The sequence below is a fragment of the Klebsiella sp. CN_Kp075 genome (assembly GCF_040065055.2).
Classification (GTDB): domain Bacteria; phylum Pseudomonadota; class Gammaproteobacteria; order Enterobacterales; family Enterobacteriaceae; genus Klebsiella; species Klebsiella aerogenes.
The window spans coordinates 167,863-192,968 of the sequence record NZ_CM198050.1 but is presented as its reverse complement, the minus strand read 5'-3'; the positions used below and the strand labels follow the sequence as shown (position 1 = coordinate 192,968).

The following is a 25,106-nucleotide window of genomic DNA, read 5'->3' as shown; positions in this document are numbered from 1 at the left end:
GTCGGCATTACTTATCGAACAGGTAATGATTCACCAGGTTTTCCAGCAGTTCCTGATGCCCGCTGTGGTGCTGCGGCGCTAGGTTATGCTGAGTCGCATAGTGCGCGATGTCGGTCAGGGTCATCTGGCCTTTAAGGATCTGCTGGCCCAATTCACCGTTCCAGCCGGCGTAGCGTTTTGCCACGCGTTTATCCAGCTCGCCATCTTCAATCATGCGCGCCGCGACCTTCAGCGACAGCGCCATGGTGTCCATCGCGCCGATATGACCGTAGAACAGGTCGTATTTGTCGGTGCTCTGGCGACGAACTTTAGCATCAAAGTTCAGGCCGCCGGTGGTGAAGCCGCCCGCTTTGAGGATCTCATACATCACCAGGGCGTTCTCTTCCACGCTGTTCGGGAACTGGTCGGTATCCCAGCCAAGCTGCGCATCGCCGCGGTTAGCATCAACCGAACCGAACAGGCCCAGCGCAATAGCCGTCGCGATTTCGTGATGGAAAGAGTGGCCGGCAAGGGTGGCGTGGTTGGCTTCAATGTTCAGTTTAATCTCTTTTTCCAGACCAAACTGTTTCAGGAATCCATAAACCGTGGAGGCATCATAATCATACTGGTGCTTGGTCGGCTCCTGCGGCTTCGGCTCGATCAGCAGGGTGCCCTGGAAACCAATTTTGTGTTTGTGCTCAACCACCAGCTGCATAAAGCGGCCGATCTGCTCGCGTTCCTGACGCAGGTCGGTATTAAGCAGGGTTTCATAGCCTTCGCGACCGCCCCACAGAACATAGTTTTCACCACCCAACTTGTGGGTCGCATTCATTGCGGTGACTACCTGAGTCGCCGCCCAGCTAAAGACTTCCGGATCGGGGTTAGTCGCCGCCCCTGCGCCATAACGCGGGTTGGTAAAGCAGTTTGCCGTCCCCCACAGCAGTTTGACGCCGCTCTGCTGCTGTTTTTCCGCCAGCACGTCCACCATCTGCGCGAAGTTGTTGCTGTACTCTTTCAGCGAAGCGCCTTCCGGAGAAACGTCGACATCATGGAAGCAGTAATACGGCACATTCAACTTATGGAAAAACTCAAATGCCACTTCGGCTTTACGCTTCGCCATTTCCAGCGCTTCGCCCGGCTGCTGCCATGGTCGATCGAAGGACCCCACGCCAAACATATCCGCGCCATTCCAGCAGAAAGTGTGCCAATAGCAGGCGGCGAAACGCAGGTGGTCTTCCATGCGTTTACCCAGTACTAATTCATCCGGATTGTAGTGGCGGAAAGCCAGCGGGTTAGTCGATTTCGGGCCTTCATAACGAACGCGTTCGAGTTGATCGAAATAGGTCTGCATAGAGAACTCCATATTCAGGGGTGCGGCGAGTAACAAGTTATACGCCAATATAGAATTCCACTTTCGCCTTCCTCAATTACGTTATTTCACACCGCCATTGAGAGAATCCACAAACGTGCGCCAGCTCGCAAAAATAATTCCTCTCCGCATCATTTCTGGAATCCTATGATGGAAGAAGAATGAAATAATCTGCATACTCTTGAATAAAATACGATCGCGGTCATAAATTACAAAACAAACTAAATTTCATAATGCGAAAATAAGAACAGGTAATTGCCAGCCCTCGCTTCCCCGTTAAGAATCTGCAACGTATCTGCAACCTGAAGTTTATTCCTGTACGCCTTACCTACCCTTTGAAAAGGTATCGTTATTATGAAGATAAAGAACCTTTGCCTTACGCTCTGCGCCTCATCGCTCCTTCTCGCCAGCATGGCGGGTATGGCTAAAGAAGTTAAGATTGGGATGGCCATCGACGACCTTCGTCTGGAGCGCTGGCAAAAAGATCGCGATATTTTCGTTAATAAAGCAGAATCCTTAGGCGCCAAAGTATTTGTGCAGTCCGCCAATGGCAACGAAGAAACGCAAATGTCGCAAATTGAAAATATGATCAACCGCGGCGTCGATGTTTTAGTGATTATTCCTTACAACGGCCAGGTGCTCAGCAACGTTATTAAGGAAGCAAAACAAGAGGGAATTAAAGTCCTCGCCTACGATCGCATGATTAATAATGCTGACATCGATTTTTATATTTCTTTCGATAATGAAAAAGTCGGTGAAATGCAGGCCCAAAGTCTGGTTGACAAAGTGCCGCAGGGTAATTATTTCCTGATGGGCGGCTCGCCGGTGGATAATAACGCCAAACTGTTCCGCGCCGGCCAGATGAAGGTACTCAAACCTTATGTCGATGAGGGCAAAATTAAGATCGTTGGCGATCAGTGGGTCGACGGCTGGCTGCCGGAAAATGCGTTAAAAATCATGGAAAACGCGCTGACGGCGAATAACAACAAAATTGACGCGGTAGTGGCTTCCAATGACGCGACCGCCGGCGGCGCTATCCAGGCGCTAAGCGCCCAGGGGCTGGCGGGTAAAGTCGCTATCTCCGGGCAAGACGCCGATTTGGCTGGCGTGAAACGTATTATTTCCGGCACCCAGACGATGACCGTTTATAAACCTATCACCACCCTTGCCACCAACGCTGCCGAAATCGCCGTTGAATTAGGCAACGACCAGCAACCCAAGGCCGACGCCACGTTGAATAACGGCTTAAAAGATGTCCCCTCGCGCCTGTTAACGCCAATTGAAGTCAATAAAGAGAATATTGACGCCACGGTAATTAAAGACGGTTTCCACAAAAAGAGTGAACTGTAATGGCTGACGCCCCGATACGGGGCGTCATTTTCGTCCTGCCGGATATCGCTTTTGCGGAGTCTCTATGTCCTGGTTACTCGAAATGAAGAACATCACCAAAGCCTTCGGCGCGGTTAAAGCCGTGGATAACGTCAGCCTGCGGCTGAATGCCGGGGAAGTGGTGTCGTTATGCGGTGAAAATGGTTCGGGGAAATCAACGCTGATGAAAGTGCTGTGCGGGATCTATCCGCACGGTAGCTACGAAGGTGAAATTATTTTCGCCGGCGAGACGCTGCAGGCGAATCATATTCGCGATACCGAGCGTAAAGGTATCGCCATCATTCACCAGGAGCTGGCGTTGGTGAAGCATCTCACGGTGCTGGAAAATATCTTTCTCGGCGCCGAGATCTCACGCCATGGCCTGCTGGATTACGAAACCATGACCCTGCGCTGCCAGAAGCTGTTGGCGCAGGTGAATTTATCGATCTCGCCGGATACCCGCGTCGGTGATTTAGGTCTGGGCCAGCAGCAGTTAGTCGAGATCGCCAAGGCGCTGAATAAACAGGTACGTTTGCTGATCCTCGATGAACCCACGGCATCGTTAACTGAACAAGAAACCGCGACGCTGCTGGCGATTATTCGCGATCTGCAAAACCACGGTATCGCCTGTATTTATATTTCGCACAAGCTCAATGAAGTTAAAGCCATCTCCGACACTATCTGCGTAATACGTGACGGTCAGCATATTGGCACCCGCGACGCCAGCGGAATGAACGAAGATGACATCATCACTATGATGGTCGGGCGCGAGCTCACGGCGCTGTATCCAAACGAACCCCATAGCCATGGCGAAGAAATCTTGCGTGTCGAGCATCTCACCGCATGGCACCCGGTAAACCGCCATATTAAGCGCGTCAACGACGTCTCATTTACCCTCCGCCGCGGCGAAATCCTCGGCATCGCCGGGTTAGTCGGCGCCGGGCGCACCGAAGCCGTACAGTGCCTGTTTGGCGTCTGGCCTGGGCGCTGGCAGGGAAGCATTTTTATCGATGGCCAACCGGTGACAATTAACAATTGCCAACAGGCGATTGCCCATGGCATCGCCATGGTGCCGGAAGATCGCAAAAAAGACGGCATCGTGCCGGTGATGGCAGTCGGCAAGAACATCACTCTCGCGGCGTTAAACCAGTTCACCGGCCCGGTGAGCAGTCTCGACGACGCCGCAGAGCAGCACTGCATCCAGCAGTCGATTCAGCGGCTGAAAATTAAAACGTCATCGCCGGATCTGGCGATTGGCCGCCTGAGCGGCGGCAATCAACAAAAGGCGATTCTGGCCCGCTGCCTGCTGCTCAACCCGCGCATCTTGATCCTCGATGAACCAACCCGCGGCATCGATATCGGCGCGAAATACGAAATCTACAAGCTTATCAATCAACTGGTGCAGCAAGGCATCGCCGTCATCGTCATCTCATCCGAACTGCCTGAAGTGCTCGGGCTGAGCGATAGGGTACTGGTGATGCACGAAGGCAAGCTTAAGGCCGATTTACTTAATCAAGGTCTGACCCAGGAACAGGTGATGGAAGCCGCGCTGAGGAGCGAACGCCATGTCGAAAAACACGTCGTCTGAAATCAAACTCACCCCATCCGCCCCTACCGCTTTTCCGGCGCTGAAAGGGCTCAATCTCCAGGTTTTCGTGATGATCGCCGCGATTATCGCCATTATGCTGTTTTTTACCTGGGTTACCGACGGCGCCTATTTGAGCGCACGTAATATTTCCAACCTCCTGCGGCAAACCGCCATCACCGGCATCCTCGCCGTCGGCATGGTGTTTGTGATCATTTCGGCGGAAATTGACCTCTCCGTCGGCTCGATGATGGGGCTGCTCGGCGGGGCGGCGGCGATTTTCGACGTCTGGCTCGGCTGGCCGCTACCGCTCACCATCCTCGTTACGTTGGTTATGGGGCTACTGCTCGGCGCGTGGAACGGATGGTGGGTCGCCTATCGTAAGGTGCCCTCTTTCATTGTGACCCTTGCCGGCATGCTGGCGTTTCGCGGAATTTTAATCGGCATTACCAACGGTACCACCGTCTCGCCCACCACGCCGGCAATGTCGCAAATCGGCCAAAGTTATTTACCGGACGGCATCGGCTTTGGAATCGGCGTTATTGGCATGGCGGCTTTTATTATCTGGCAATGGCGCGGACGGATGCGCCGACAGGCGTTAGGGCTGGCGACCACCAGTTCTGGCGGCGCCGTTGGTCGTCAGACCATCACCGCGGTTATTGTGCTGGGCGCTATCTGGCTGCTCAATGACTATCGCGGCGTACCGACGCCGGTGCTCATACTCGCCGCTTTGCTGCTGGCGGGCATGTTTATGGCGACCCGCACCGCTTTTGGCCGCCGCATCTATGCCATTGGCGGCAATCTGGAAGCGGCTCGCCTCTCCGGGATTAACGTCGAGCGCACCAAGCTTGCGGTCTTCGCCATTAACGGCCTGATGGTGGCCATCGCCGGGTTGATTCTCAGCTCGCGGCTGGGAGCAGGCTCGCCTTCCGCCGGCAACATCGCCGAACTGGACGCTATCGCCGCCTGCGTGATTGGCGGCACCAGTCTGGCGGGCGGCGTCGGCAGCGTTGCTGGCGCGGTGATGGGGGCGTTTATTATGTCGGCGCTGGATAATGGCATGAGCATGATGGACGTCGCCACCTTCTGGCAATACATCGTCAAAGGCGCCATTTTACTGTTGGCGGTCTGGATGGATTCGGCTACCAAACGGAGAACATAACGGTATCACTATGAAAAATGCCCGAATAACTTGCGCCACCGCCAAACTTCGCAATAAGGCGCTTGAAATAATTCGGGCATTAGCCGGTATTGTATGACCGGGGTAAGAGCAGGAATATCATCTATGTTTGAAAAGCGTCACCGCATTACGCTGTTATTCAACGCCAACAAAGCCTATGACCGTCAGGTGGTTGAAGGCGTTGGCGAATATCTGCAGGCATCACAGCTGGAATGGGATATTTTTATCGAAGAGGATTTTCGCGCGCGTATCGAAAACATCAAAGAGTGGCTGGGTGATGGCGTGATCGCCGATTACGACGACCCGGAGATTGAAAAGCTACTGGCGGATGTCAAAGTGCCGATTATCGGCGTCGGCGGCTCTTACCATAAGCCAGAATGCTATCCGCCTGTTCACTATATCGCCACCGATAATGCCGCGCTGGTCGAAAGCGCATTCCTGCATCTGAAAGAAAAAGGCGTGAACCGCTTCGCCTTTTACGGGCTACCGACCTCCAGCGGCAAGCGCTGGGCGATGGAGCGCGAACACGCCTTCAGCCAGCTAGTCGCCAAAGAAAAATACCGTGGCGTGGTCTATCAGGGGCTGGAGACCGCGCCGGAGAACTGGCAGCATGCGCAAAATCGGCTCGCCGACTGGCTACAAACGCTGCCGCCGCAAACCGGCATTATCGCCGTGACCGATGCCCGGGCACGTCACGTCCTGCAGGCCTGTGAGCTGCTGCATATTCCGGTGCCGGAAAAATTGTGCGTTATCGGTATCGATAACGAAGAATTGACCCGCTATCTCTCCCGCGTCGCGCTCTCTTCCGTGGCGCAAGGTACCCGGCAAATGGGCTACCAGGCGGCGAAACTACTGCACCGTTTAATGGAAAACGAAGCGCTGCCGCTGCAGCGCCTGCTGGTGCCGCCGATGCGCGTCATTGAGCGGCGTTCCACCGATTATCGCTCACTCACCGACCCTGCGGTGATTCAGGCGATGCATTACATCCGCAACCACGCCTGCAAAGGCATTAAGGTTGAGCAGGTGCTCGACGCCGTCGGTATTTCCCGCTCTAATCTGGAGAAACGCTTTAAAGAAGAGGTCGGCGAGACCATCCACACGGTGATCCACAGCGAAAAGCTGGAAAAAGCGCGCAGCCTGCTGGTCTCCACCACGCTATCGATAAACGAAATTTCGCAGATGTGCGGTTATCCGTCGCTGCAGTATTTCTATTCGGTGTTTAAGAAAGAGTACGACGTGACGCCAAAGGAATACCGCGACCAGCACAGTGAAGTAATGATGTAGCGGGAAAGAAAAATGCCCGGGCTTACGCACCGGGCATTGATGATTACATATGAGCGGCAATTAAGCGCTGATTGTCCTGATACATGGCGAAGAGATAGTTGTTGTAGCTCGACCCTTTTGTCGAATATCCCTTCAGCTTGTGGATCATCGCGCTGGCAGTTACTTCCTGATCCGTCTTACGCAGCTGTGCGCGAGACTTACGGAAGGATGAATAAGCCGGGTGCGTATTCAGGTTTTTTACATAAGCCTGAACCGACTGCTCGACAGATTCAAACTGGGAGTAGCCTTTCATTGCACCGCGACAGTTACCGCCGCCACACTTCATACCAAACAGGTTGTTGTTCTCACGCGCCAGCTTCGAGGTGCCCCAACCGCTTTCCGCCGCCGCCATGGTTGCCACCATGCTGTTCGGAATAATGTCGACGCGCTCAAGCAGCGAGTTCCATGGTATATGGCGAGTATTGCCAGACCACTTCACTTTATAACGTGAGGCGATGTCTTTCAGGCGCGCCTGCTCGCTCGGCGACCAACGGCCGTCGTATTGCTTAGAGACAAGCCAGTTACGATCTGCCGTGATCGCTTGATTTTGCTTTGTAATGTAAGGCATAACCGTCCGGAGAAACGCTTTTTTCCTTGGTGTCCCGGAAGGGTATTTTCGCAAATCAGGAAGTGAACTGCTCTTTACACTATTGCGAGAATACTCTTGTTTACTGCTAACCTTGATACTACTGGGCTTCTTTACTTTCTTAACTACTGAGGCTTTATGACTCTTTGTTGCTGTGTGCGTTGTCGCCAACACACTACCTGAAAATATACAGGTAAGTAACATGAGTATCGCAGCCCCATATCGTCGCATGGGAATCGATATCATTAGGTCTCCTGGTCGGATTTACTCATTCCAACACCTTGTTTTTCGCAAAAAATCGATAGTTGAATCGCGAATAGTATCAAAAATACCCAGAGAGAGCATCAAGAGAAATAGGCCAATTCCGAATCGCTGTCATCTGAAATCGGTTTCTGCACCGTCGCGAAGGTGCAGAAATGCTATCTCCATCTCATTTATAGCTCATTTTTTGAACTAAATCACTCACCCCTTTTCATCCTCCCCGCAAATTTAGCGGCAGGATGAGTTCAACCTTATGGCGCGCAGGCACACTGTGATAAAAACCGCTAACAGGACTCCAGCATGAAACTCGCTGCGCTCGCCTCGCTACTGCTGCCCGGGATGGCTTTTGCCGCCTGGACAACCGCTGACTTTCCCGCCTTCACTGAACAGGATGCAGGCCGCTTCACGACGCAAAATGAGGTGACGAAGGGTACCCGCCCTTTGCGGATAAGTTTTGACCAACAGTGCTGGCAGCCTGCGGGGGCGATAAAACTCAATCAGATGCTATCGCTGGAACCTTGTCGGGATACGCCGCCGCAGTGGCGCGTGTTCCGCGACGGGCGCTATACGCTGGAAGTCGATACCCGCTCCGGTACGCCAACGCTGATGCTGTCGCTGGCGGAACAGGAAACAGCCAGCACGCAGCCGCTGGTGCGCCAATGTCCGAAGTGGGATGGTAAACCGTTAACGTTTGATGTCGGCCAGACGTTTGCCGAGGGAAGCCAGGTCCGCGATTTTTACAGCGGTAATCTCGCTACGGTGAAAGCAGGCAAAATCACGCTGCGGCCCGCCGAAGGCAGTAATGGGCTCCTGCTGCTTGAAAAAGCGGATAGCGCCGCCAGCGCGCCGTTTAACTGGCATAACGCCACGATCTATTTTGTCCTGACCGATCGCTTCGTCAACGGTAATCCGACCAATGACAACAGCTACGGGCGCCATAAAGACGGTATGCAGGAGATAGGCACCTTCCACGGCGGCGATTTACAGGGGCTGACCAGCAAGCTGGATTATCTTCAACAGCTTGGCGTCAACGCGCTGTGGATAAGCTCGCCGCTGGAGCAAATTCACGGCTGGGTTGGCGGCGGCGCCAAAGGCGACTTTCCCCACTACGCTTATCACGGTTACTACACCCAGGACTGGACCCGTCTTGACGCCAACATGGGTGACGAAGCCGATCTTCGGCAACTGGTCGATGAGGCCCATCGGCGCGGCATGCGCGTCCTGTTTGATATCGTCATGAATCATACCGGTTACGCCACGCTTGCCGATATGCAGGAATTTCACTTCGGCTCGCTGTACCTGAAAGGCGATGAACTGAAAAAAACGCTTGGCGAGCGCTGGACCGACTGGAAACCGGCGCCGGGGCAAAGTTGGCATAGCTTCAATGATTACATTAACTTCAGCGATAAAGCGGGCTGGGAACAATGGTGGGGGAAAAAATGGATCCGCACCGATATCGGCGACTACGACAATCCAGGTTTCGACGATCTCACCATGTCGCTGGCGTTTCTGCCGGATCTGAAAACCGAATCGACGCTCCCTTCTGGCTTGCCAAATTTCTATCGTCATAAGCCAGATACCGCCGCCAAAGAGATAGCCGGCTACACGCCGCGCGACTATCTGACCCACTGGCTTAGCCAATGGGTACGCGACTACGGGATTGACGGCTTCCGCGTCGATACCGCGAAACACGTCGAACTGGACGCCTGGCAGCAGCTCAAAACCCAGGCCACGGCCGCGCTGGCAGACTGGAAAAAAGCGAATCCGCAGAAAGCGCTGGATGACGCCCCATTCTGGATGACCGGCGAGGCCTGGGGCCACGGCGTGATGCAGAGCGACTACTATCGCCACGGTTTCGACGCGATGATTAATTTCGATTATCAGGATCAAGCGGCGAAAGCAGCAAACTGTCTCGCAAACATGGACGCCACCTGGCAGCAGATGGCGGACAAGCTGCAGGATTTCAACGTGCTGAGCTATCTCTCCTCGCACGATACCCGCCTGTTCCGCGAAGGCGGAAGCCGGGCGGCGGAACTGCTATTACTCGCGCCAGGCGCCGTACAACTCTTCTATGGCGATGAATCTTCACGTCCGTTCGGCCCCACGGGTTCCGACCCGCTGCAGGGTACCCGCTCCGATATGAACTGGCAGGATGTTGTCGGTAGCGCATCCGATAACGTCGCGCACTGGCAAAAAATCGCCCAATTCCGCGCCCGCCATCCGGCCATTGGTATGGGTAAACAACAGACGCTGACGCTAGAGCAGGGCTATGGTTTCGTGCGTGAAAGCAGCGCTGATAAAGTGATGGTTGTCTGGGCCGGACAGCAATAGCAGTCGCTTACTGGGCTCCTTGCCGCTGGCGGGAGCCTTTTCAGCACAAATTACTAATATCTCCCCTATTAGCAGAACAAAAAATAGATCGCTCCCTCCTGTGCCGATTTGCACCGCGTTGACGCTGGCGTTATGGTAATTCCCTTTCCAGAAGACCAACAGAATATCCGCGATGACATTTTCACTTTTCGGCGACAAATTCACCCGTCATTCAGGCATCACCCGCCTGATGGAAGACCTCAATGACGGCCTGCGCACACCGGGCGCGATCATGCTGGGCGGCGGCAACCCCGCGCAAATCCCGGAGATGAATGAATACTTCAATAGCCTGCTGGCCGATATGCTGGATAACGGCAAAGCCCTTGATGCGCTTTGCAATTATGATGGTCCGCAAGGGAAAAGCGAGCTTCTGACCTTGCTTGCGCAAATGCTGCGCGAAGAATTAGGTTGGGAGATCGAACCACAGAATATTGCTCTGACTAATGGCAGCCAGAGCGCATTTTTCTACTTATTTAACCTGTTTGCCGGCCGCCGTGCCGACGGCACCACCCGCAAGGTGCTGTTCCCGCTGACGCCGGAATATATCGGCTACGCCGATTCCGGGCTGGAAGAGGATCTGTTTGTCGCCACCCGCCCCAACATTGAACTGCTGCCGGAAGGCCAGTTCAAATATCACGTGGACTTCGAACACCTGCAGATCACCGAAGAGACGGGAATGATCTGCGTCTCCCGGCCAACCAACCCGACCGGTAACGTCATTACCGATGAAGAGCTCATCAAACTGGATGCTCTCGCTAACCAGCATGGCGTCCCGCTGGTTATTGATAACGCCTATGGCGTACCTTTCCCCGGCATTATCTTTAGCGAAGCGCGCCCGCTGTGGAACCCGAATATTGTGCTGTGCATGAGTTTATCCAAGCTCGGACTGCCGGGCACCCGCTGCGGCATCATCATCGCCAACGAAAAAATCATCACCGCGATCAGTAATATGAACGGCATTATCAGCCTCGCCCCGGGCGGAATTGGGCCGGCGATGATGTGCGAAATGATCAAGCGCAAGGACCTGCTGCGGTTGTCCGAAACGGTAATTAAACCGTTCTATTATCAGCGTGTTCAGGAAACTATTGCTACCATTCGCCGCTATTTGCCGGAAGAACGCTGCCTGATTCATAAACCGGAAGGGGCGATTTTCCTGTGGCTGTGGTTTAAGGATCTGCCGATCTCCACCGAGCTGCTGTATCAGCGCCTGAAGCAACGCGGCGTGCTGATGGTACCGGGCGATTACTTCTTCCCGGGGCTGGACAAGCCGTGGCCGCATACGCATCAGTGCATGCGCATGAACTACGTGCCGGACCCGGAGAAAATCGAGGCGGGGGTTAAAATTCTTGCCGAAGAGATTGAGCGCGCCTGGCAGGAGCAAGACGCCTGATGATGTTCCCGGCCATCGCTGGCCGGGAACATCCAGTTACATTGCCTGCGCCGCCCAACGACGGCGCTCGGCGCTTAATCTTTCCAGCTCGGCGGGCTCAATACAGCGCAGCGCCTGAGTCGGGCAGGCCGCTACGCACGCCGGCCCCGTTTGCCGGTGCGCGCACAGGTCGCACTTCAGCGCCTGCACGCCTTCGTCGGTCAACATCACCGTCATCGCCCCATAAGGGCACGCCACCATACAGCTTTTACAACCAATGCACAGCCGTTGATCGACTCGCCAGACGTCGCCCTCATGGCGTATTGCCCCTTCCGGGCAGACGTTCACGCAAGGAGCATCTTCGCACTGACGACACAGCGTCGCCGTTGATAACTCATCGCTCTTCACTACCCGGATCCGCGGCGCAAAGCGTCTTGCAGAGACGGTAGAACAATCCTGCCCCTGCTGATGCGACACCACGCAGGCCACCTCGCAGGTTCGGCAGCCAATACACTTTTGCGCATCGGCGATAATAAACCGGTTCATCCTCAACTCCCTTCGGGATAAAAACGCAGCGTGCCAGAAAAACCCCGCTGCGCGCTTTGATCCTGAATGGAATCAGCTGCGTTTTAGGCAAATACCCAGCAAGATCTCGCCAGTTGCCTTAGCCTTCGCGAATAACAAACCCCAGCTCGCGGGAAATCGCCTCTGCCGTTTCACGCAATGGTTTGAGCAGATTTTTCTCACCAACCTGTTTCAGGCGCGAAGTCGACAGCGAAATCGAAATGGCGTAAGGCACGCGACCGTGAATATCGAATACCGGTACCGCCAGGCACGAGACGCCGAGTTCGTTCTCTTCGCGGTCCATCGCCATATTACGTTCGCGAATCTGCGCCAGCTCGTCGTTCATCGCCGGCAGGCCGGTAATGGTGTTACGGGTCAACGGCTGAATAATATCCTGATGGCTATCCCAGTAGCTGGCAACGTAGTCAGGATGGCCGAACGCCATGTAGATCTTGCCCATCGCCGAACAGTACAGCGGCATATGCTGGCCAATATAGGCGCGGGTACGCAGCATACCGGTAGTCGGCTCCAGCTTATAAATCAGAATCGCGTGGTCGTCCTCACGGCTGGAGAAGTTCACCGTCTCGCCGGTGGCGATGTTTAAAGCTTCAAGATGCGGCGCAGCGACATGAATAATATTCAGCGACGACAGCGCCTTTTGGCCCACGGCTATAAATTTGGTGGTCAGGCGGTAACTTCCGGCGGCAGGCGCCGGCGTAACGTAGCCGCAGGACTGCAGGCCCTGCAACAACCGATGCACGGTACTTTTGTTCAGGCCCGCCAGTTCAGACAGATGCGCCAACGGACAACCGTTTGGATAGTTACTGAGGATCTCAATCAGCATTAACCCGCGAAATAGACTCTGGCTTCCGGCTGGCCTCTCTTTCTCTTGCGTCATTTCACTCTCTTTTGTGCCCATCGCTTCGGCTTCCTTTTTAATCGCGCTCTGATGGTAGCGCAAAGTGTGGTTCAGTTCACGATCTGAACTGAAAAAACACAACCAACTGATTTTAATGATTTTTAAAAATAGCATCTGCCGTTGATCTGTCAAAAATTGATCGTTATATTTGAAATCAGATTTCGATATATGAAACGTAAAGATAAAAAATCACTCAAACCCTAAGGGGAACACGGGAATGAAAGTAACTTTTGCGCAGCTAAAAGAGGCGTTCAATCGGGTATTACTCTCACGCGGTATTGCGGCGGAAACCGCCGACGCCTGCGCGGAAATGTTCGCCCGCACCACGGAATCCGGCGTCTACTCACACGGAGTGAATCGCTTTCCACGTTTTATTCAGCAACTGGATAACGGCGATATCATTCCGGATGCGAAACCTCAGCGCGTCACCAGCCTTGGCGCTATTGAGCAGTGGGATGCCCGGCGTTGGATTGGCAATCTGACGGCGAAAAAGATGATGGATCGCGCCATTGAATTGGCCTCCGACCACGGCATTGGCCTGGTGGCATTACGCAACGCCAACCACTGGATGCGCGGCGGCAGCTACGGCTGGCAGGCGGCGGAAAAAGGCTATATCGGCATTTGCTGGACCAACTCCATCGCCGTCATGCCGCCGTGGGGCGCGAAAGAGTGCCGCATTGGCACCAATCCGCTGATCGTGGCAATTCCCTCCACTCCCATCACAATGGTCGATATGTCGATGTCGATGTTCTCTTACGGCATGCTGGAGGTTAATCGCCTGGCTGGCCGCACGCTGCCGGTAGATGGCGGGTTTGATGATGACGGTAATTTGACGAAAGAACCCGGCGTGATTGAGAAAAATCGCCGTATCCTGCCGATGGGCTACTGGAAGGGTTCCGGTTTATCAATTGTGCTGGATATGATAGCCACTCTGCTTTCCAACGGTTCCTCCGTTGCTGAAGTCACCCAGGACAATAGCGACGAATATGGCGTATCGCAGATTTTCATCGCCATTGAAGTCGACAAGCTCATTGATGGCAAAACTCGCGATGCCAAACTACAGCGGATCATGGACTTTATCACCACCGCCGAACGCGCCGATGAAAATGTGGCGGTCCGCCTACCGGGCCACGAGTTTACGCGATTGCTGGAAGAAAACCGCCGTAATGGGATCACCGTCGACGACAGCGTATGGGCCAAAATTCAGGCTCTATAGGGGAAACCACTATGATCTTCGGCCATATTTCACAACCGAATCCGTGCCGTCTACCGGCAGCGATTGAAAAGGCGCTCGATTTTCTTCGGACTACCGATTTTCGCCACCAGCCGCCCGGCGTCGTCGAAATTGATGGTAAGAATATTTTTGCGCAGATCATCGATCTGACCACCCGCGCGGCGACAGAAAACCGTCCGGAGGTACATCGGCGTTATTTAGATATTCAGTTTCTCGCTTCCGGTGAAGAAAAAATAGGTATCGCCATCGATAGCGGAAATAACCAGATCAGCGAATCGTTATTAGAACAGCGCGATATTATTTTTTATCACGATAGTCAACACGAATCGTTTATTGAAATGATACCCGGTAGCTATGCCATATTCTTTCCACAAGATGTGCATCGCCCTGGATGCATTAAAATGACTGCCACCCCTATTAGAAAAATAGTCGTCAAGGTAGCTATCGATATTCTGTAAAAGAACTAATTATCTCATTAAATTTACAGGAGCACATAATGAACATTACTACCGGTTATATTATCGGTGCGTATCCCTGTGCCCCCTCATTTCACCAAAAGAGTGAAGAGGAAGAGAAGGAATTCTGGCGACAACTTGCCGATACTCCAGATATTCGTGGCATAGAACAGCCTTGTCTTGAGCATATCCATCCTTTAGGCGATGAGTGGCTGCTGCGCCATACGCCGGATAACTGGCAAATTGTGATTACCGCCATTATGGAAACCATGCGCCGCCGCGGAGAGAACGCGGGTTTCGGTCTGGCCTCCAGCGATGAACAACAGCGTGTAGCCTGCGTTGAATACTACCGCCACCTTCATCGCAAAATTAATAAAATCAACGGTATTCAACCCGGTAAAGTCACCGCGCTTGAGTTACAGGCCGCGCCGCTGGCGGGAGATCAAAACATCGCCCAGGCAACGGACGCCTTTTCCCGCTCGCTCAAAGAAATCGCCAGTTGGGACTGGCGCTGCGACCTGGTGCTGGAACACTGTGACGCGATGAATGGCCCGGCGCCGCGTAAAGGCTTCCTGCCGCTGGATAATGTACTGGAAGTTATTGCCGACTACGAGATAAGCGTGTGCATTAACTGGGCGCGCTCGGCCATTGAAGGCCGCGATACCGCGCTGCCGTTGGCCCATACCCGACAGGTTAAACAGGCCGGGAAACTGGGCGCGCTGATGTTTTCCGGCACCACCCAAACAGGCGAATATGGCGAATGGCAGGATTTACACGCGCCGTTTGCCCCCTTCTGCCCGCAAAGCCTGATGACCGCGCAGCATGCCCGCGATATTTTCGCCTGCGCCGCCGGCGCATCGTTGCAGTTCGCCGGTATTAAATTACTGGAAATAGACGCGAATGCCGATGTTAACCACCGCATAGCCATTTTGCGTGACGGTATCACCCTATTAAAAAACGCATAAGAACAACTACGTTTTCATTGTCATAATATTTACTCTACGAGAATATTAATATGAACATGACCTCTCGCCCTACAGCAAAAGATATTCCACGCCAGCGTTGGCTGAGAATTATCCCACCGATTCTTATTGCCTGTATTATTTCCTATATGGACCGCGTTAATATCGCATTTGCGATGCCGGGCGGTATGGATGCCGAACTGGGTATTTCCGCCACCATGGCGGGGCTCGCTGGCGGTATTTTCTTTATCGGTTATTTATTCTTACAAGTCCCTGGCGGAAAAATTGCCGTACACGGCAGCGGCAAGAAATTTATCGGCTGGTCGCTGGTCGCCTGGGCCATTATTTCCGTACTGACCGGTTTAATCACCAATCAATATCAACTGCTGATCCTGCGCTTCTTATTAGGGGTAGCGGAAGGCGGCATGCTGCCGGTGGTGCTAACGATGATCAGCAACTGGTTCCCGGACGCTGAACGCGGCCGCGCCAACGCCATTGTGATTATGTTTGTGCCGATTGCCGGGATTATTACCGCCCCGCTGTCAGGCTGGATCATCACCGTTCTCGACTGGCGCTGGCTATTTATTATCGAAGGCTTGCTCTCGGTGGTCGTGCTGGCGCTGTGGGCATACACCGTTTATGACCGTCCGCAGGAAGCGCGCTGGATATCCGCAGCGGAAAAAACCTACCTGGTCGAAACGCTGGCGGCGGAACAAAAGGCGATTGCCGGAACTGAAGTCAAAAATGCCTCGCTCGGCGCGGTGCTCTCTGACAAAACCATGTGGCAGCTCATCGCCCTTAACTTCTTCTACCAAACCGGGATTTACGGTTACACCCTGTGGCTGCCGACCATTCTGAAAGAGCTGACCCATAGCAGCATGGGACAAGTCGGCGTGCTCGCCATCCTGCCCTACGTTGGCGCGATTGCCGGTATGTTCCTTTTCTCTTCGCTCTCCGATCGTACCGGCAAACGCAAGCTATTTGTCTGCCTGCCGCTGATCGGCTTCGCACTGTGCATGTTCCTCTCCGTGGCGTTGAAAAATCACATCTGGCTGGCCTATGCCGCGCTGGTTGGCTGCGGATTCTTCCTGCAATCCGCCGCAGGCGTGTTCTGGACCATACCGGCACGCCTGTTCAGCGCCGAAATGGCCGGCGGCGCCCGCGGGGTGATCAACGCTCTCGGTAACCTCGGCGGCTTCTGCGGCCCTTACGCCGTGGGCGTACTGATCACCCTCTACAGCAAAGATGCCGGCGTCTATTGCCTGGCTATCTCACTGGCGCTGGCGGCCCTGATGGCGCTGCTGCTGCCGGCAAAATGCGATGCCGGCGCAGCACCCGCAAAGACGATGACTCCGCGTAACCACGCAGCTTAAAACTGTCCCGGACGGCCAGGCGTCGTCCGGAAAAACTGGAAGACTAAGATGAGTGAAAAAGAGACCTTCTGGCTGGGTATCGATTGTGGCGGTACTTATCTAAAAGCCGGTTTATATAACAGCCAGGGCGTAGAGCGGCGTATCGAGCGCTGCCCTTTACGCACCCTCAGCGCGCAGCCGGGATACGCCGAGCGGGAAATGGATCTGCTCTGGCAACGCTGCCATGAAACCATCGCCAGGCTGCTCAGCGCCGCTAACGTCAATGGTAAGCAAATCAAGGGCATCGCTATCTCCGCGCAGGGCAAAGGGCTATTTCTACTTGATAAACAGGATCGCCCGTTAGGTAACGCGATGCTCTCCTCCGATCGTCGGGCGTTGGAAATCGTTCAACGCTGGCAGCAGGATGGCATCCCTGAGCGACTGTATCCCCTTACCCGCCAGACGCTGTGGACCGGCCATCCCGCTTCATTGCTGCGGTGGCTGAAAGAAAATGAACCGCAGCGCTATGGGCAAATCGGCTGCGTCATGATGGCCCATGATTATCTTCGCTGGCGTTTAACCGGGATGAAGGGCTGCGAAGAGAGCAACATTTCTGAGTCCAATCTCTACAACATGAACAGCGGGCAATACGACCCACGCCTGACCCAGTGGTTAGGCATAAGTGAAATTGACGAGGCGCTACCGCCGATCGTCGGCTCTGCGGAAATATGCGGGGAAATCACCGCTCAGGCGGCCGCCGTTACCGGTCTGGCGGCGGGAACGCCCGTCGTCGGCGGTCTGTTTGATGTGGTTTCTACCGCGCTCTGCGCGGGCCTCAATGATGAATCAGTGCTCAATGCGGTGATGGGGACCTGGGCGGTTACCAGCGGGATCACCCACGGGCTGCGTGAGCATGAAGCTCATCCTTACGTCTATGGCCGTTTCGTCAATGACGGTGAATACATCGTCCACGAAGCGAGCCCCACCTCTTCCGGCAATCTTGAATGGTTTACCGCGCAGTGGGGCGGGCTCTCATTTCCCGAGATTAATGAGGCCGTCGCCAGCCTGCCAACAGCGGGAAGCGAGCTCTTCTTTCTGCCGTTCCTTTACGGTAGTAACGCCGGCCTGGAGATGACCGGCGGTTTTTACGGCATGCAGGCCATGCACACCCGCGCGCATTTACTACAGGCGGTGTATGAAGGGGTGGTCTTCAGCCATATGACGCATCTCAACCGCATGCGCGAGCGCTTTACCCGAGTCCAGGCTCTGCGCGTCACCGGCGGTCCGGCGCATTCCGAGGTATGGATGCAAATGCTGGCGGACGTCAGTGGTCTGCGCATCGAACTGCCGCAGGTTGAAGAGACCGGTTGTTTTGGCGCCGCGCTTGCCGCCCGCGTCGGTACCGGCGTCTATCGCCACTTCCGCGAGGCCCTGAGCAGCCTGCAGCATCCGGTACGAACCCTGCTGCCTGACATGACCGCACACCGTCTTTATCAGCGTAAATACCGCCAATACCAGCAATTGATTAGCGCACTACAGGGCTATCACGCCCGCATTAAGGAGCACACATTATGAGCCGACCATTACTACAACTGGCGCTCGACCATACCAGCCTGGAAGCCGCTCAGCGCGATGTCGCCGTACTGCGCCATCACGTTGATATCGTGGAAGCGGGCACAATTCTGTGTCTGACGGAAGGACTCAACGCGGTAAAAGCCCTGCGCGCCCAGTGTCCGGATAAAATCATCGTCGCCGACTGGAAAGTCGCCGATGCTGGCGAAACGCTGGCCCAACAGGCCTTTGCCGCAGGCGCCAACTGGATGACCATTATCTGCGCCGCGCCGCTGGCGACCGTTGAGAAAGGCCATGCCGTCGCCCAGTCCTGCGGCGGCGATATTCAGATTGAACTCTTCGGTAACTGGACGCTGGATGACGCGCGCGACTGGTACCGCATCGGCGTCCGCCAGGCGATTTATCACCGCGGCCGCGATGCACAGGCCAGCGGCCAGCAGTGGGGCGACGCCGATCTGGCGCGTATGAAAGCGCTGTCGGATATCGGCCTGCAACTGTCTATTACCGGCGGCATCACGCCGGCCGACTTACCCCTGTTTAGCGATATTGACGTCAAAGCGTTTATTGCCGGACGCGCGCTGGCGGGCGCGGCGCAGCCCGCGCAGGTGGCAGGTGATTTCCACGCCCAAATCGACGCCATCTGGGGAGAGCAGCATGCGTAATCATCCCTTAGGCATCTATGAGAAAGCGCTGGCGAAAAACCTTAGCTGGCCGGAACGGCTGGTGCTGGCGAAAAGCTGTGGTTTTGATTTTGTCGAAATGTCGGTCGATGAAACCGACGAACGTCTGGCGCGCCTGGAGTGGAGCGCCACCCAGCGCGCCTCTCTGGTCGCGGCGATGCTGGAGACCGGGGTAGCCATTCCGTCAATGTGCCTGTCTGCCCATCGCCGCTTCCCGTTTGGCAGCCGCGATGAGCCAACCCGCCTGCGGGCGCGCGAGATCATGACCAAAGCCATTCAGCTGGCTCGCGATTTAGGGATCCGCACCATCCAACTGGCAGGCTATGACGTCTACTACGAAGAACACGATGACGGCACGCAGCAACGCTTTGCCGAAGGGCTGGCGTGGGCGGTCGAACAGGCGGCCGCGGCGCAGGTCATGCTGGCGGTCGAAATCATGGACACCGCGTTTATGAACTCCATCAGCAAATGGAAAAAGTGGGACGAGATGCTCGCCTCGCCGTGGTTCAGCGTCTATCCGGACGTCGGCAATCTGAGCGCCTGGGGCAACGACGTCAGCGCCGAGCTTAAACTGGGCATCGACCGCATCGCCGCTATCCATCTTAAAGACACGCTACCCGTAACCGCACAATCGCCGGGGCAGTTTCGCGACGTCCCCTTCGGCGAGGGTTGTGTCGATTTTGTCGGCATCTTCAAAACGCTGCATGAGCTGAACTATCGCGGTTCATTCTTAATTGAGATGTGGACGGAAAAAGCTAAAGAGCCGGTACTGGAAATTATACAGGCGCGCCGCTGGATAGAAGCGCGGATGCAAGAAGGAGGTTTCACATGTTAGAACAATTGAAGTCTGAAGTATTAGCCGCCAACCTGGCGCTACCTGCGCATCAGCTGGTGACGTTCACCTGGGGCAACGTGAGCGCCGTCGATGAAACGGGCAAGCTGATGGTTATCAAGCCATCCGGGGTGGAGTACGACGTCATGCGCGCTGACGACATGGTGGTCGTCGATATCGCCAGCGGCCATGTGGTTGAAGGCGCTAAAAAGCCCTCCTCCGATACGCCAACCCACCTTGCCTTGTACCGCCGCTACCCGCAAATCGGCGGTATCGTTCACACCCACTCGCGCCACGCGACTATCTGGTCGCAGGCAGGGTTGGATTTACCGGCCTGGGGCACCACGCACGCGGATTATTTTTATGGCGCGATCCCCTGTACCCGCCTGATGACTGCCGATGAAATTAATGGTGAATATGAGTATCAGACCGGCGAGGTGATCGTTAAAACCTTTGAAGCGCGCGATCTCGATCCCATGCAGGTCCCGGCAGTGCTAGTGCATTCACACGGTCCGTTTGCGTGGGGTAAAAACGCCGCCGACGCCGTGCATAATGCCGTCGTCCTCGAAGAGTGCGCTTATATGGGGCTTTTTTCCCGTCAGCTCACGCCACAGCTGGCCGATATGCAGCAAGAACTGCTCGACAAACATTATCTGCGTAAGCACGGCGCGAATGCCTATTACGGACAGGACACGCCTTCTATGCCGAATTAATGTGCTCTTTGCAGTAGCGTCGCTTCCAGGCCGCGGGAGTCAGGCTGGTATGTTTGCGAAAGATTTTGCGGAAATAGCCCACATCGTTAAAGCCGCACTGCCGCGCCACCTCGCTAAGCGATAATGAATCGCTGATTAACAGCTTCTCCGCCGCCCTTACCCGTTGGCGGTGTAATGCGTCGGTCAGCGTTAAATGAAACGCATGGCGATAAACCCGCCCGAGATAGTCCGCGTTGCAGTGCAGTTCTTTGGCGAGGGTCGCCGCGGAAAGCGGCAGATGATACTGGGTAAGGATTATCTGCTGTGCTTTCCACGCCAACGCATTACCAGGAGTATCGACCGGCAACTCTTCTGCAGCGGCGGAAAGTTGCTGCAAAATCAGCAGCAATATTAATTCCAGCGCGACGCTGCGATGAATATTTTCCTGCTCACGCAAGAATTGGCGGAATAGCGAAATAATATATTGAGGTTCAGCTACGCGGGTATGCTGCGGCAGCGCAATTTTTGGCTGACATGATGAAACCAACGCCTCCGGGATCATTTCAAAATGGAGCCAGTAGAATTTAAGGTCTGCCGGAAATTGTTCCACACCTACATGTAACCGCTCCGGCCAAAGCAGCAAACTTTCTCCGGCACGAACGCAGAATGTCTCCTCATCTTCGCGAATCGTTAATGTCCCCTTTTCAACAAAAATGATCTCCCAGGACTGTAACTTCCTCGCCGGGTGGCTGCCGACGCCGCGAGAGATAAACAGGCCACCATTTTGGACTTTAATTGGCAGCGGCATGGATAAATTAAGCATATATATTCAATATTCTATTATCACGACAATAATTAAGTGGATTACGCTTTGATTATTCATCATAAAATAGCGCTCTGCCGGATCGAAATCACATTTTCGCGATGAAGTCGGAATCGTCATCTTTTTATACTTTTTCCTTCCCTTGTTGCCGTTAATATTCCGTGCAAAATAATTAACGTACTTTGCTAATGACAAAACCAAAGCCCGCCATACAGCGGAATATTTTCCGAATATCCTTCCCGGGAGTTATTTATGACTTCGGCTCCGATTACCACAAGTGAAATAGCGCAACGCGCGCAGGACGACACGTTATCCCTCCGTGAAAAAATAGGTTACGGCCTGGGAGATGCCGGCGGGACCGTGATTACCTGCCTGATCATGAATTTTCTGACCTTTTTTTATACCGATGTCTTTGGTCTCACCCCAGCGCTGGTCGGCACGATGTTTCTTGCGCTGCGCGTTTTCGATGCCATTTCCGACCCGGTCATGGGCGTGCTGGCCGACCGCACGCAGAGCCGCTGGGGGCGCTTTCGCCCGTGGCAGCTATGGATTGCGGTGCCCATCGGCATTATCGGCGTCCTGACCTTCACGGTGCCGGATGCCGGCATGGGGGTAAAAATCGCCTGGGCGTTTGGCACTTATCTGCTGCTTTCTGTCAGCTACACCGCCATCAACGTTCCCTACTGCGCGTTAATCAACACCATGACCAGCCGCCACAACGAGGTGATCTCCTGCCAGGCGTGGAGATTCGTCCTGTGCGGCGTGGCCGGTTTTCTGGTCTCCGTCGGTCTGCCGTGGCTGGTGAAAGCGCTCGGCCAGGGCAATATCGCACAGGGCTATCAGTACGGCGTCGGCGTACTGTGCGCCATTGCCGTGGTGATGTTCCTGTGCTGCTTTTTCTGGGTGCGCGAGCGCGTGTCGCTGGATGTGATGGGCAAATTTACCCTCCGCGAACATGTTGCCGGGCTGCGTAAAAACGATCAGCTGCTGCTGATGCTGGTGATGTCTTTCCTGCTGATCAACGTGTTTAACATCCGTGGCGGCGGCTACATGTATTTCATCACCTACGTGCTGGGCGGCTCGACCGGCTACACCTCACTCTTTTTCACCATGGTGACTTTCGCTTCGATTTTCGGCTCCGTCATTATTAACCTGCTGTCACGCCGCTTCGATACGGTTAAGCTTTACTATTACACCAACCTGCTGCTTGCCGCGCTGGCGGTAGCGATGTGGTTCCTGCCGACCGGGCCCGCCTGGCAAACCTTGTGGCTGGCGGTCATCCTCGGCAACGGCATTATTCTCGGCTTCACCCTGCCGCTGCATTTCTCGCTGATGGCCTTCTCCGATGACTATGGCGAATGGAAAACCGGCGTGCGCTCCTCGGGGATGAACTTCGCCTTCAACCTGTTCTTTATCAAGCTCGCCTGGGCCTCAAGCGCCGGCATTATCAGCCTGGTCTTTATTTTCGTCGCCTATCAGCCAGGCGCCGATAACCAAACGGCCTCTTCACTGGCCGGGATCGCCGCGATGGAAACCCTACTGCCCGCGCTCTTTCACCTGTTGCTGGCGTTCGCCATCCGCGCCTGCAAGCTCAATAACCCTATGATGTCGCGCATCGCCACCGACCTGCGCGCGCGTCACGTTCAGTCTTAAGGAGTCTCCGTCATGTCCGTAATGGAAGTCGATCTGCACAAGCTTAAAATTAATGATCCGTTCCTCGGTCAGTATCAGCAACTGGTGCGCGATGTCGTGATCCCCTACCAGTGGGACGCGCTCAATGACCGGATCGCCGAGGCCGATCCAAGCCACGCGATAGAAAACTTCCGCATCGCCGCCGGGCTACAGGAAGGGGAATTTTATGGCATGGTTTTTCAGGATAGCGATGTGGCGAAATGGCTGGAGGCCGTCGCCTGGTCGCTATGCCAACAGCCGGATGCCGAGCTGGAAAAAACCGCCGATGAGGTGATCGAACTGGTGGCTGCCGCACAGTGCGCCGATGGCTATCTCAACACCTATTTCACGGTAAAGGAGCCGAACGCCCGCTGGACCAACCTTGCCGAATGCCACGAGCTATACTGCGCCGGGCATATGATTGAAGCGGGCGTCGCTTTCTTTCAGGCCACCGGCAAACGCCGCCTGCTGGAGGTGGTTTGCCGCCTGGCGGACCACATTGATAGCGTCTTCGGCCCCGCCGACCACCAGCTGCACGGCTATCCGGGCCACCCGGAGATTGAACTGGCGCTGATGCGCCTGTATGACGTCACTCAGCAGCCGCGCTATCTGGCGCTGGTCAATTACTTCGTCGAACAGCGTGGAACACAGCCACACTTTTACGATATCGAATACGAGAAACGCGGCAAGACATCCTACTGGAACACCTACGGCCCGGCATGGATGGTAATGGACAAACCCTACAGCCAGGCGCATCTGCCGATTGCCGAACAGCCCACTGCCATTGGTCACGCGGTACGTTTTGTCTACCTGATGACCGGCGTCGCGCATCTGGCGCGGCTGAGCAAGGACGAAGGCAAGCGCCAGGATTGCCTGCGGCTGTGGAACAATATGGTCCAGCGCCAGTTGTATATTACCGGCGGCATCGGCTCACAAAGCAGCGGTGAGGCGTTTAGTAGCGATTACGATCTGCCAAATGATACGGTATACGCGGAAAGCTGCGCCTCTATTGGGCTGATGATGTTTGCCCGCCGGATGCTCGAGCTAGAAGCGGACAGCCAGTATGCCGACGTCATGGAGCGCGCGCTTTACAACACCGTGCTGGGCGGCATGGCGCTCGACGGTAAGCACTTCTTCTACGTCAACCCGCTGGAAGTACAACCAAAAGCGCTGAAATTCAACCATATCTACGACCATGTGAAGCCCGTCCGCCAGCGCTGGTTTGGCTGCGCCTGCTGCCCGCCGAATATCGCCCGCGTGCTGACCTCGCTCGGCCACTATATCTACACGCCGCGCGATGAGGCGCTGTATATCAACTTGTATGTCGGCAATCAGGTAGAAGTTGCGGTCGGCGAGGAGACATTGCGCCTGCGCATCAGCGGCAACTATCCGTGGCAGGAACAGGTCAAAATCGCCATCGATTCGCCTGTCGCGATCGCTCATACTCTGGCGTTACGCCTGCCGGACTGGTGCGACCATCCGCAGGTGACGCTTAACGGCCTTCCGGTCGCCGAGGATATCCGCAAAGGCTACCTGCACATCAATCGCCGCTGGCAGGAAGGCGATACCCTGGTACTGACGCTGCCGATGCCGGTGCGTCGTCTGTATGGCAATCCGCTGGTGCGCCATCAGGCAGGCCAGGTCGCCATGCAGCGCGGCCCGCTGGTCTACTGCCTGGAACAGGCGGATAACGGCGAGGCGCTGCATAATCTGCAGCTGCCACGCGATGCGCAGTTCACCACCTTTGAAGGAAAAGGGATTTTCGCTCATAAAATGCTGATTCAGGCGCCGGGCTACAAGCTGACGGCAGAACAGGCGGAGCAGCAGACGCTCTGGCGATACGACAGCCCCGCCGCTACCCGCGAGGCGCAGACGCTCACGTTCATTCCGTGGTTTAGCTGGGCTAACCGCGGCGAAGGTGAAATGCGGGTGTGGGTACAGGAAAGCGCATAAGCAAAAG

General features: G+C 55.1%; 21 protein-coding genes. 16 read left to right on the top strand and 5 right to left on the bottom strand.

Going from position 1 to position 25,106, the window contains the following annotated elements; translation table 11 throughout:
* Positions 1-7: 7 nt before the first annotated feature.
* The gene (gene xylA / locus ABLV78_RS00905; protein ID WP_047047733.1) at positions 8-1,330 is read right to left on the bottom strand and encodes a xylose isomerase; all 1,323 of its coding nucleotides are present in this window, start codon (positions 1,328-1,330) and stop codon (positions 8-10) included.
* 372 nt (positions 1,331-1,702) lie between these two features.
* Here xylA and xylF point away from each other — a divergent pair, with 372 nt between their 5' ends.
* The 4 genes from xylF to xylR all read left to right on the top strand — a co-directional run bounded on the left by xylF (position 1,703) and on the right by xylR (position 6,765).
* Positions 1,703-2,698 carry a D-xylose ABC transporter substrate-binding protein gene (gene xylF / locus ABLV78_RS00900; RefSeq protein ID WP_045390717.1) on the top strand — a complete coding sequence of 332 codons (996 nt, stop codon included), beginning with the start codon at positions 1,703-1,705 and terminating at the stop codon, positions 2,696-2,698.
* 64 nt (positions 2,699-2,762) lie between these two features.
* A complete protein-coding gene (locus tag ABLV78_RS00895; protein ID WP_045390714.1) occupies positions 2,763-4,304 on the top strand; it encodes a xylose ABC transporter ATP-binding protein in 1,542 nt (513 codons plus the stop codon).
* A complete protein-coding gene (gene xylH, locus ABLV78_RS00890) occupies positions 4,282-5,463 on the top strand; it encodes a xylose ABC transporter permease XylH (RefSeq protein ID WP_047047728.1) in 1,182 nt (393 codons plus the stop codon). Before ABLV78_RS00895 ends, xylH begins: the two co-directional genes overlap by 23 nt.
* 123 nt (positions 5,464-5,586) lie before the next feature.
* Positions 5,587-6,765: a D-xylose utilization transcriptional activator XylR gene (xylR, locus tag ABLV78_RS00885; protein ID WP_045390709.1), complete on the top strand. Its 1,179-nt coding sequence runs from the start codon at positions 5,587-5,589 to the stop codon at positions 6,763-6,765.
* Between the two features lie 43 nt (positions 6,766-6,808).
* Here xylR and ABLV78_RS00880 read toward each other — a convergent pair whose 3' ends face one another.
* Positions 6,809-7,636: a protein bax gene (locus ABLV78_RS00880; protein WP_063447255.1), complete on the bottom strand. Its 828-nt coding sequence runs from the start codon at positions 7,634-7,636 to the stop codon at positions 6,809-6,811.
* Between the two features lie 315 nt (positions 7,637-7,951).
* On the opposite strand from ABLV78_RS00880, the gene ABLV78_RS00875 reads away from it, so the two are divergent.
* Positions 7,952-9,982: an alpha-amylase gene (locus tag ABLV78_RS00875; RefSeq protein WP_047047725.1), complete on the top strand. Its 2,031-nt coding sequence runs from the start codon at positions 7,952-7,954 to the stop codon at positions 9,980-9,982.
* A gap of 172 nt (positions 9,983-10,154) precedes the next feature.
* Complete coding sequence (avtA, locus tag ABLV78_RS00870; RefSeq protein ID WP_015369199.1) at positions 10,155-11,411, top strand: valine--pyruvate transaminase; 1,257 nt, start codon at positions 10,155-10,157, stop codon at positions 11,409-11,411.
* Positions 11,412-11,447: 36 nt separating this feature from the next.
* On the opposite strand, the gene ABLV78_RS00865 is transcribed toward avtA, so the two are convergent.
* Both ABLV78_RS00865 and yiaJ read right to left on the bottom strand, forming a co-directional pair.
* A complete protein-coding gene (locus ABLV78_RS00865) occupies positions 11,448-11,936 on the bottom strand; it encodes a 4Fe-4S binding protein (RefSeq protein ID WP_047047721.1) in 489 nt (162 codons plus the stop codon).
* 118 nt (positions 11,937-12,054) lie between these two features.
* Positions 12,055-12,873, bottom strand: coding sequence for an IclR family transcriptional regulator YiaJ (yiaJ, locus tag ABLV78_RS00860; RefSeq protein ID WP_045390824.1), 819 nt, complete (start codon positions 12,871-12,873; stop codon positions 12,055-12,057).
* A 217-nt stretch (positions 12,874-13,090) separates the two neighbouring features.
* Between yiaJ and yiaK the strand changes: the two genes are divergently transcribed.
* From yiaK to araD, 8 genes are read left to right on the top strand one after another with little or no spacing between them, the layout of a single operon-like run.
* A complete protein-coding gene (gene yiaK, locus ABLV78_RS00855) occupies positions 13,091-14,089 on the top strand; it encodes a 3-dehydro-L-gulonate 2-dehydrogenase (protein WP_047047718.1) in 999 nt (332 codons plus the stop codon).
* Between the two features lie 11 nt (positions 14,090-14,100).
* Complete coding sequence (locus tag ABLV78_RS00850; protein ID WP_047047716.1) at positions 14,101-14,565, top strand: YhcH/YjgK/YiaL family protein; 465 nt, start codon at positions 14,101-14,103, stop codon at positions 14,563-14,565.
* A gap of 38 nt (positions 14,566-14,603) precedes the next feature.
* Entirely contained in the window at positions 14,604-15,527 is a 924-nt protein-coding gene (locus tag ABLV78_RS00845) for a DUF4862 family protein (protein ID WP_047047713.1), read from the top strand.
* A gap of 50 nt (positions 15,528-15,577) precedes the next feature.
* Complete coding sequence (locus tag ABLV78_RS00840; RefSeq protein WP_047047711.1) at positions 15,578-16,897, top strand: MFS transporter; 1,320 nt, start codon at positions 15,578-15,580, stop codon at positions 16,895-16,897.
* 48 nt (positions 16,898-16,945) lie between these two features.
* Positions 16,946-18,451 carry an FGGY-family carbohydrate kinase gene (locus ABLV78_RS00835; RefSeq protein WP_047047708.1) on the top strand — a complete coding sequence of 502 codons (1,506 nt, stop codon included), beginning with the start codon at positions 16,946-16,948 and terminating at the stop codon, positions 18,449-18,451.
* On the top strand, positions 18,448-19,110 hold the full coding sequence (gene ulaD, locus ABLV78_RS00830) for a 3-keto-L-gulonate-6-phosphate decarboxylase UlaD (RefSeq protein ID WP_047047705.1): 663 nt from the start codon (positions 18,448-18,450) through the stop codon (positions 19,108-19,110). The genes ABLV78_RS00835 and ulaD overlap by 4 nt, the downstream gene beginning before the upstream one ends.
* Positions 19,103-19,963 (top strand): L-ribulose-5-phosphate 3-epimerase, encoded by an 861-nt coding sequence (locus ABLV78_RS00825; RefSeq protein WP_045390681.1) that lies wholly within the window; start codon positions 19,103-19,105, stop codon positions 19,961-19,963. The genes ulaD and ABLV78_RS00825 overlap by 8 nt, the downstream gene beginning before the upstream one ends.
* The gene (araD, locus tag ABLV78_RS00820; RefSeq protein ID WP_047047702.1) at positions 19,957-20,673 is read left to right on the top strand and encodes an L-ribulose-5-phosphate 4-epimerase; all 717 of its coding nucleotides are present in this window, start codon (positions 19,957-19,959) and stop codon (positions 20,671-20,673) included. The genes ABLV78_RS00825 and araD overlap by 7 nt, the downstream gene beginning before the upstream one ends.
* On the opposite strand, the gene ABLV78_RS00815 is transcribed toward araD, so the two are convergent.
* Complete coding sequence (locus ABLV78_RS00815; RefSeq protein WP_047047699.1) at positions 20,660-21,475, bottom strand: AraC family transcriptional regulator; 816 nt, start codon at positions 21,473-21,475, stop codon at positions 20,660-20,662. The genes araD and ABLV78_RS00815 overlap by 14 nt on opposite strands.
* Before the next feature lie 252 nt (positions 21,476-21,727).
* Here ABLV78_RS00815 and ABLV78_RS00810 point away from each other — a divergent pair, with 252 nt between their 5' ends.
* Both ABLV78_RS00810 and ABLV78_RS00805 read left to right on the top strand, forming a co-directional pair.
* Positions 21,728-23,128 carry an MFS transporter gene (locus ABLV78_RS00810; protein WP_047047697.1) on the top strand — a complete coding sequence of 467 codons (1,401 nt, stop codon included), beginning with the start codon at positions 21,728-21,730 and terminating at the stop codon, positions 23,126-23,128.
* A 12-nt stretch (positions 23,129-23,140) separates the two neighbouring features.
* On the top strand, positions 23,141-25,099 hold the full coding sequence (locus ABLV78_RS00805) for a glycoside hydrolase family 127 protein (protein ID WP_047047694.1): 1,959 nt from the start codon (positions 23,141-23,143) through the stop codon (positions 25,097-25,099).
* The last annotated feature ends 7 nt before the right edge of the window (positions 25,100-25,106 follow it).

What these genes read in the sequence shown, in the direction of transcription:
- xylA (WP_047047733.1), bottom strand. Translation starts at nt 1,330, where the DNA reads ATGCAGACCTATTTCGATCAACTCGAACGCGTTCGTTATGAAGGCCCG.
- xylF (WP_045390717.1), top strand. Translation starts at nt 1,703, where the DNA reads ATGAAGATAAAGAACCTTTGCCTTACGCTCTGCGCCTCATCGCTCCTT.
- ABLV78_RS00895 (WP_045390714.1), top strand. Translation starts at nt 2,763, where the DNA reads ATGTCCTGGTTACTCGAAATGAAGAACATCACCAAAGCCTTCGGCGCG.
- xylH (WP_047047728.1), top strand. Translation starts at nt 4,282, where the DNA reads ATGTCGAAAAACACGTCGTCTGAAATCAAACTCACCCCATCCGCCCCT.
- xylR (WP_045390709.1), top strand. Translation starts at nt 5,587, where the DNA reads ATGTTTGAAAAGCGTCACCGCATTACGCTGTTATTCAACGCCAACAAA.
- ABLV78_RS00880 (WP_063447255.1), bottom strand. Translation starts at nt 7,636, where the DNA reads ATGATATCGATTCCCATGCGACGATATGGGGCTGCGATACTCATGTTA.
- ABLV78_RS00875 (WP_047047725.1), top strand. Translation starts at nt 7,952, where the DNA reads ATGAAACTCGCTGCGCTCGCCTCGCTACTGCTGCCCGGGATGGCTTTT.
- avtA (WP_015369199.1), top strand. Translation starts at nt 10,155, where the DNA reads ATGACATTTTCACTTTTCGGCGACAAATTCACCCGTCATTCAGGCATC.
- ABLV78_RS00865 (WP_047047721.1), bottom strand. Translation starts at nt 11,936, where the DNA reads ATGAACCGGTTTATTATCGCCGATGCGCAAAAGTGTATTGGCTGCCGA.
- yiaJ (WP_045390824.1), bottom strand. Translation starts at nt 12,873, where the DNA reads ATGGGCACAAAAGAGAGTGAAATGACGCAAGAGAAAGAGAGGCCAGCC.
- yiaK (WP_047047718.1), top strand. Translation starts at nt 13,091, where the DNA reads ATGAAAGTAACTTTTGCGCAGCTAAAAGAGGCGTTCAATCGGGTATTA.
- ABLV78_RS00850 (WP_047047716.1), top strand. Translation starts at nt 14,101, where the DNA reads ATGATCTTCGGCCATATTTCACAACCGAATCCGTGCCGTCTACCGGCA.
- ABLV78_RS00845 (WP_047047713.1), top strand. Translation starts at nt 14,604, where the DNA reads ATGAACATTACTACCGGTTATATTATCGGTGCGTATCCCTGTGCCCCC.
- ABLV78_RS00840 (WP_047047711.1), top strand. Translation starts at nt 15,578, where the DNA reads ATGAACATGACCTCTCGCCCTACAGCAAAAGATATTCCACGCCAGCGT.
- ABLV78_RS00835 (WP_047047708.1), top strand. Translation starts at nt 16,946, where the DNA reads ATGAGTGAAAAAGAGACCTTCTGGCTGGGTATCGATTGTGGCGGTACT.
- ulaD (WP_047047705.1), top strand. Translation starts at nt 18,448, where the DNA reads ATGAGCCGACCATTACTACAACTGGCGCTCGACCATACCAGCCTGGAA.
- ABLV78_RS00825 (WP_045390681.1), top strand. Translation starts at nt 19,103, where the DNA reads ATGCGTAATCATCCCTTAGGCATCTATGAGAAAGCGCTGGCGAAAAAC.
- araD (WP_047047702.1), top strand. Translation starts at nt 19,957, where the DNA reads ATGTTAGAACAATTGAAGTCTGAAGTATTAGCCGCCAACCTGGCGCTA.
- ABLV78_RS00815 (WP_047047699.1), bottom strand. Translation starts at nt 21,475, where the DNA reads ATGCTTAATTTATCCATGCCGCTGCCAATTAAAGTCCAAAATGGTGGC.
- ABLV78_RS00810 (WP_047047697.1), top strand. Translation starts at nt 21,728, where the DNA reads ATGACTTCGGCTCCGATTACCACAAGTGAAATAGCGCAACGCGCGCAG.
- ABLV78_RS00805 (WP_047047694.1), top strand. Translation starts at nt 23,141, where the DNA reads ATGTCCGTAATGGAAGTCGATCTGCACAAGCTTAAAATTAATGATCCG.